The sequence below is a fragment of the Bacteroidota bacterium genome (genome assembly GCA_018831055.1).
Classification (GTDB): domain Bacteria; phylum Bacteroidota; class Bacteroidia; order Bacteroidales; family B18-G4; genus M55B132.
Window position 1 is genome coordinate 49,727 of sequence record JAHJRE010000017.1, and the last position, 6,834, is coordinate 56,560.

A 6,834-nucleotide genomic window follows, 5' to 3' on the forward strand; every position below is an offset into this window, starting at 1 on the left:
GGGTGCAGGAAGTAGGTTACAGGTTGCAGGATTTTCCGCAAATTGAAACAACCAGCCCCCAGCCCCCGGTTCCCAGTCTCCAGCCCCCAGAAACCTTTAGCTTCTAGCCTGTAACTTGTCTCCCTAGCTCCCAGTCCCCAGCCCCCTCTTCCCTCCCTCTCCTCCATTTGGCACATTACTTGATAAAACCCTGAAAAAATTTATTATGGCAATAAAACATATTACATCCCACAGCGAAATGCTTGAGGGATTGAAAGGGAAGAAAAGGTCATACGTACTTCTGTATAAAAAGGGATCGGAACAAAGCGAATGTGCCTTTGATAATGTATCCAATGCCGCAGATACTCATGTGGATATCAATATACTTGCCGCTGATGTAAGCCAGGTACGGGATATTCATGAAAAATATAACATCAAAACCGCTCCTGTTATCCTGATATTTGAAGATGATAGCTTCCGTAATGCCATAAAAGGCTGCCAGAATACAGGATACGTAAACTCATTATTTGAAAATGCCGTTTTTATTGCCAGAAAAGATGAGGATGGAACTCCACAAAAGAACGTAACCGTATATTCCACTCCCACCTGTAGCTGGTGCAACACACTAAAAGCACATCTTAGAAAGCATGGAATTTATTATACCGACATCGACGTAAGCGCTGATCCTTCACTCGCTGAAGAGCTGGTTAGAAAAAGCGGACAACAGGGAGTTCCCCAGACTGAGATTGATGGTGAGATCATAGTGGGGTTTGACAAGACCAGGATTAACCGATTATTGGGAATTAACGGCTAATCCTTAAAAGTATATTTTTAAAGGAATTGTAGAATAAATAACCAAAATAAACAATAATAATTATGAAAGAACTTCAGCCATTAAACCAGAATGTCATCCTGGATATTTCCATTAACAAGAAGGAAGAGAAGACTGCCGGCGGGATCATTATCCCCGACACGGCCAAGGAAAAACCTGTTCATGCACCCGTTGTTGCCATCGGAAACATTGAAAATGTTGAAATTGGAGTAGGAGATATAGTGGTTTATAAGAAATTCTCCGGAACAGAAATCGACTTTGAAGGGAAGAAATATTTAATTATTCCTTATGCCGATCTGCTTGCCAAGATTGTGGAAACAGAAGAAATATAAGCCTAAGGAGTATCCATAGATGAAAAAAGAGAGAAATTTGCCCTTGCATTTTCTCTCTTTTTTGTATTAAAATCTTTTCTATATTAGCATATGCTTCTGAAAACATACAAGTCCGTACGCGAAGCTTTCCAGGTATACCTGCCGCCTGCAGTCGGGTACTCTTTTCTTCATCTGATATACATCGTTTTTCGCTACGGCGTGCAGTTGAGGTTTTTTCCAAGGGCACTGGTTATCATTCTTATCAGCATTATCGGTATCCCTTTCCGTTTCTATGAAAACTTAAGATATTGCCGGAAAATTTGGAATTTCCCACTGCCAGAATCTCCCATTTTCATCATAGGTCATTGGAGAAGCGGTACAACCTATTTGCATAATATCATGACAATGGATCCGTCTATGGGTTATGTGACAACCTATCAGGGAGTGTTCCCGAACAATGTCTTTAATGGCCTTGGGAGATGGATATTCAGGTCGTTTATGCAGTTGCTCATTCCTGTTAACAGAAAAGGAGACAATGTAAAACTTGGTGTTGACCTTCCTCAGGAAGAGGAGTTTGCACTTGGTGCCAGGCATAGCGTGAGTTTTTATTATTTCTGGTATTTTCCTGACAGGATACGGGATTTCTATCTGGATTCTATTGCTTTCACGAGTCGGTCCGGGCTATACCGGGAGAAATTTAAAAAAGCATACATTAAAACGATTAAAAAAGCCATGATTAGGTCGGGCAAGCCTCTCTTCCTATCGAAAAACCCGCCCAACACCGGAAGGGTAAAGCTTCTGATGGAGATCTTTCCCGGGGCTAAGTTCATTTTCATTCACAGGAATCCGGTCAATGTTATTCTTTCAACCCGGAATTTCTTCGACAAGATGATGCCTGCTCTATGGTTCAGAGAAGTAAACGGTGATTGCAGGAAGACTGAGATTTATCATCTTTACCGTAACATCATGGAAAAATACCAGGAAGAAAAGCAGTTTGTTCCTGCTAATCAGTTGTTTGAAATATGTTTTGAAGATTTTGAAAAAGATCCGCTTCCCATCCTGAAGGATTTATACCACCATCTTAATATTCCCGGCTTTGATGTCGCATTGCCTTTTTTCAGGGACTATTTTGCAAAAGCAAGGAAATACAAAAAGAACGAATTTGCCATCGAACGCGGGGAATTGGATGACATCCTGGAAAATACCTCAACGCAAATGGCACTTTGGAACTACAAAATACCGGAAGAGATTAAAATCCGTCAGGAATAAAAAAACCGCATAAACGGTCGTTATCTCACAACCGCTTATGCGGATTTTCAGGTATTATCAACCAGTTAATTATAGGTTGGCAGGAATGAATAATCCCTGGAATATTTCAACATTTGACCTGCATAATCATCCGGATACTCAATCTTAATATCCACGATGTTTTCTCCATCATATACCGGCACCAGTTCAGGATTGATGAATCCTCCATAGGGAGCCAGGTTAAGTCGTGCATATCGATCCTTGATCTCTTTATGCAGGACGGGGTCGACTTTAACGGCGTAGGTTTCCACCAGGTTTTTCCCGGCATCATAGTCTCCTTCTGATTTAATACGTTGTACCTCTGCAAGAAGCTGTCCCATCAGATCCCGGAGTTTATCATAATCGTTTATCCTGACGAAAGTTTTTCCTTCTTTCTGATACACTTCGATAACATTGTCGGCCTGGCCCTTTTCATAACACCATTTCGCAATGAGTTGGCGGTTGCGCATATGGGCCTGTTCAATGTCTTTTCCCGGCTCAATCCTGGTAAGTTGTGTCATCAGGCCATTCCGTATATAACCATCGTAGCCGGCCATGGCAACTTCTTTGGATGGGACAAGTCCCAGTTCTATCAGTTTGGGATCCATCAGGTAATATAGGGCAAAAAGGTCGGCACGTGATTCTTCCAATGCGGAGGAATAGTTCTTTAGTGCTTCAGGACTGGTTCCTGGAAGTAATTGGCCGGAACCATGACCCAGGCATTCATGCATATCGGTATGCAGGTTGTCGGCCAGGCTGCCATATTTTCTTTCTCTGGCGATTTCTTCCTCATTATCAACAAATTCTTCCAGGAAGCCGCTTTCAAGGGAAACCTGATCGTATGCGTAAGTGATGTTGTCCATGGTAACGGATTTGGACCCGTGTTCCTTACGGATCCAGTCGGCATTGGGCAGATTGATGCCGATTGGGGTAGAAGGATAACAATCCCCTCCCAACTGGGCCACGGTAATCACTTTCGCTGTGACACCCTTTACCTGTTCCTTCTTGAACCTTGGATCAATAGGGCTGTGGTCTTCGAACCATTGTGCATTGGTACTTATAATATCCGTTCTTTTGGTAGCTTCGGTATTTTTGAAATCTACGACCGATTCAAAGGTGGCTTTCATTCCGAGCGGGTCACCATAAACTTCAATAAAGCCGTTGACGTAATCAACAAAAGCGTTTCCGTCGTTGAGCCACATCACGTTATATTCATCCCATGTTTCAAGATTCCCTGTAGTATAATATTCGATAAGCTTATCCAGCGCTGCTTTCTGGTTTTCGTTATCGGCAACCTCGCGGGCTTTTTCGAGCCAGTAAACGATTTTTGCAATAGCTTCACCGTATAATCCATCTGCTTTATAAACTTCTTCGGTGAGTTTACCGTCTTTGCGAACCACTTTTGAGTTAAGGCCGTAAGAAACCGGTGTTGAATCGTTGGGATCTTTCATTTGATCATAAAAGGTGATCACTTCCTGTTCTGTTATCCCGTCTTCATAAAAATTGGTAGCCGACTCAGCCACAATATCTTTTCCTGTTTCAGTAACTATCTTTTTAGCGGCTATCGTTGGGTCAAACATGCTTTTCGACAGCTTATCTGTCAGGGCTTCAATATTTTCGCCTTCTTCAAAGGGGAATACTGATCCCGGTGAGTTATTCATCAGTTCCACGAAATACTCCTGTGAGAAACCGGGCATAATTTTGTCGGTGGAGTAGTGATGATGGATTCCATTGGAGAACCATATCCTTTTCAGGTAAACGATGAATTCCTGCCATTCAGGCACAGTTCTGTCGCCCTGGTAGTTTTTCAATACTTCCTCAAGAGTTCTGCGAATGGCAAGGTTGTACCTGTAATTCTGGTCAAATACGATATCTCTTCCTGATTTGGCTGCTTCACTCAGGTAGTAGATGAATTTTTTCTGGTCGAGTGTGAGTTCATCCCATCCCGGGACCTGGTATCTCATAATTTTGAGATCTCCGAACTGTTCCAGGAGATACCTGAAATCATCTTCCTGCACTTGTTTTGTTTCCTGTTGGTTACACGACATGGTCATGATCAGCATAGTAATTCCCATGAATAATACTGTTTTTTTCATATTATTTTATTGTTTGTTGATATCCACAATTTTCCCATCTACAAGTACGGGCACCACCGTGGTTTGGTCGAAAGAGTATGCATAATCAAGCATTCCGTCGAGTTTTAGTTCCCTTAGCCGGTTTCGGTGCATGGCCTTATCGAGGTATTTTTGCGGGTCTTGTTTCGCGGCATTCCATATTTCCATGGCAGCCAGAGCAGAATCGCAGGCTGTTGTGAATGATTCCGATTGGATAAGGTTTTCTGTCAAAGCTCCAGCAAAAGCCGCATCTTCAATGGCAAACATATTTTTCCATCCGGCGCACAATATTACTACCTTTCTGTTTTCCTGGATAAGCCAGGAAGTTAAGGCCGTGATATTTACAAATGCCCCAATAGCCAGAGTCGGCGCATTTTTTGCGACCGAGATGGCATGGGTGCCGTTGGTAGTACTATAAACAATGGTAAGCCCAGCCGCTTTCCCATTAGTATAATCCTGAGGTGAATTTCCAAAATCGGCAAAATCGAGTATGGCTCCATCCCTTTCCGCCGCTACATAAAATCCTTCTTTTTTCCAGTGTATGGCTTCCTCCAGGGTACCAACAGGAAAGATTTCCTTGACACCATGCTGTAAGGCAGCGCACATTGACGTTGTTGCTCTGAGTATATCGACCACCACTACGATAAAATCTCCCCGGGTAATAATATTGGGGTAAAGTGCCGGGCTGAAGCATACTTCAACCGATTGTTTTGTATGGTCACTCATGCATTATACCTGGTAAAAAGGGATCTTTACAATTTTTGCTTTCAGGAGTTTACCGCGGATGGATATGTATATCTCATTTCCAATAGCATCATGACCGGTCTTTACATATCCCATCCCTATTGATTTTTTGAGGGAGGGTGCCATGGTTCCGGAGGTTACTTCTCCGATGATATTTCCCTCTGCGTCGCAGATTTCGTAATGCTGACGGGGTATTCCCTTGTCAATCATTTCAAATCCTCTCAGGCGGCGGTTTACTCCCTCCTGTTTGTGTTTTTCAAGCAAGGGCCTGTCGATAAAATCATTACCATCCACGAATTTGGTGATCCATCCCAATCCTGCTTCGATAGGTGATGTTGTGTCGTTGATGTCGTTTCCGTACAGGCAGAATCCCATTTCCAGGCGTAGGGTATCACGGGCAGCAAGGCCGATGGGTTTGATACCGTATTCTTTACCGGCTTCCAGGACGGCCTTATAGATTTTTTCTGCATCCCCGTTAGCCATGTAAATTTCACAACCTCCGGCACCCGTATATCCAGTGGTGGAAAGGATCACATCCTTTACTCCCGCGAACTCCAGTTTCTTGAATGTATAATATTCCATTCCGGTGATGGGTTCGGATGTAAGTTTCTGCATGGCTTTTAAGGCCAGCGGTCCCTGAACGGCCAGCTGGGATATTTCACCGGAAGCATTGTAAAGATCAGCTCCCATCGTATTCTGATCGTTGCACCATTTCCAGTCTTTATCTATATTGGCAGCGTTGACAACAAGGAGATATGTTTCTGAATTTATCCTGTATACCAGCAAATCATCAACAATTCCGCCTTTCCCATTAGGGAAGCAGGTGTACTGCACCTTTCCATCGGTCAGCTTTGCAACGTCATTGGTAGTGACTTTCTGAACAAATGAGAATGCTTTTGGGCCTTTTACCCAGAATTCTCCCATATGTGAAACATCAAAAACACCAATCGAATTCCTTACGGTTTCGTGTTCCGCGTTTACTCCTTCGAATTGCACCGGCATGTAAAATCCTGCAAACTCAACCATTTTACCACCCATGGCTTCATGCATCCCTGATAAAGCTGTTTTTTTCATTCCTTAAGTATTATCTATTAAACGTTAATATGAGCCACAAATGTAGTAAATCCCCTTTGAACCCGATGTTAAACAAAGCCAAAAAAACTTTAATGAGTATCGGGAAACATAAACACAGAGTTACAGGTGACAGGTTGCAAGTGACAACTCATCACTCATCACCCACACTCAAACTACCTTGAGCCTGCAACCTGCTGCCTGCAAACATAGAGCAGGTTACTTGATATTAATCATTCCCGATACTCAAAAAATCTTTTATCTTTGAACACCGATAATTTTGCCAAAATGAATATTCCTTATGGCAACACACCACGGTCAATTATTTTGCTGATTGATCTTGTTATTGTTGCATCATCAGTCATCCTGGCCTATCTGTTGCGCTTTAATTTTGCCATTCCTGAGGTTGAGAAAGCGCCGCTGCCATGGGTTTTGATGTTTATTGTCCTGGTCAGGCTTCTAAGCTTCCTTATATCAAAAACATATACGGGAATTG

Annotated in this window: 7 protein-coding genes; 4 read left to right on the forward strand and 3 right to left on the reverse strand. The window is 42.8% G+C overall.

Annotated elements, in window-relative coordinates; genetic code table 11:
• The first annotated feature begins 238 nt into the window (after positions 1–238).
• From KKA81_01400 to KKA81_01410, 3 genes are all read left to right on the forward strand, one after another.
• Positions 239–793 carry an NrdH-redoxin gene (locus tag KKA81_01400; protein MBU2649563.1) on the forward strand — a complete coding sequence of 185 codons (555 nt, stop codon included), beginning with the start codon at positions 239–241 and terminating at the stop codon, positions 791–793.
• A gap of 62 nt (positions 794–855) precedes the next feature.
• Complete coding sequence (locus tag KKA81_01405; protein MBU2649564.1) at positions 856–1,143, forward strand: co-chaperone GroES; 288 nt, start codon at positions 856–858, stop codon at positions 1,141–1,143.
• Positions 1,144–1,233: 90 nt separating this feature from the next.
• Entirely contained in the window at positions 1,234–2,391 is a 1,158-nt protein-coding gene (locus tag KKA81_01410) for a sulfotransferase (protein ID MBU2649565.1), read from the forward strand.
• Between the two features lie 65 nt (positions 2,392–2,456).
• Here the strand turns inward: KKA81_01410 and KKA81_01415 are convergent, their stop codons facing one another.
• From KKA81_01415 to gcvT, 3 genes are read right to left on the reverse strand one after another with little or no spacing between them, the layout of a single operon-like run.
• Positions 2,457–4,505, reverse strand: coding sequence for a dipeptidyl peptidase 3 (locus KKA81_01415; protein MBU2649566.1), 2,049 nt, complete (start codon positions 4,503–4,505; stop codon positions 2,457–2,459).
• A gap of 6 nt (positions 4,506–4,511) precedes the next feature.
• On the reverse strand, positions 4,512–5,249 hold the full coding sequence (locus KKA81_01420; protein MBU2649567.1) for a 2-phosphosulfolactate phosphatase: 738 nt from the start codon (positions 5,247–5,249) through the stop codon (positions 4,512–4,514).
• 3 nt (positions 5,250–5,252) lie between these two features.
• A complete protein-coding gene (gene gcvT, locus KKA81_01425; protein ID MBU2649568.1) occupies positions 5,253–6,341 on the reverse strand; it encodes a glycine cleavage system aminomethyltransferase GcvT in 1,089 nt (362 codons plus the stop codon).
• 261 nt (positions 6,342–6,602) lie between these two features.
• Here gcvT and KKA81_01430 point away from each other — a divergent pair.
• Positions 6,603–6,834 (forward strand): hypothetical protein (locus KKA81_01430; protein MBU2649569.1); only part of this gene is annotated, 232 nt, incomplete at its 3' end.